Annotated in this window: 1 pseudogene; it reads right to left on the reverse strand. The window is 69.3% G+C overall.

The annotated features are described in order from the left end of the window. Positions 1–493, reverse strand: a pseudogene (locus A5646_RS05780) (ornithine carbamoyltransferase); the annotation flags it as partial. Between the last annotated feature and the right edge of the window lie 21 nt (positions 494–514).

Raw genomic sequence — 514 nt, forward strand, 5'->3', positions numbered from 1 at the left:
GCGAGTGCGCCATGTTGTTGGCACCGTCTCCCAGGTAGGTCATCTTCAGCCCGCGCAGTGACCCCTTGCGCTCGGCGATGGTCTGCAGGTCGGCGAGCACCTGGCAGGGATGGAATTCGTCGGAGAGCGCGTTGACCACCGGCACGGTCGCGGTCGAGGCCATCGCCTCGAGGCGCTCCTGCCCGAACGTCCGCCAAACGATGGCATCGACGTAGCGCGACAGCACCCGCGCGGTGTCTTCCAGGGTTTCATCGCGCCCCAGCTGGGTGCTGCGGGCGTCGACGACGACGGCGTGCCCGCCCAGTTGGGCGATGCCGACCTCGAACGAGAACCGGGTGCGGGTGGAGTTCTTGTCGAACAGGACCGCGACCCCGCGGGGGCCCTCCAGCGGGCGGGCGCTAAACGGGTCCTTCTTCAGTTCGGCGGCCAGCGCCAGCACCTCGACCTGCTCGGCGGGCGACAGGTCGTCGTCGCGCAGGAAGTGCCTAGTCACGTGGCGCGTCATGCTGCGGCC

It is taken from the genome of Mycobacterium sp. 1245499.0, from assembly GCF_001673615.1.
GTDB classification, from domain to species: domain Bacteria; phylum Actinomycetota; class Actinomycetes; order Mycobacteriales; family Mycobacteriaceae; genus Mycobacterium; species Mycobacterium europaeum_A.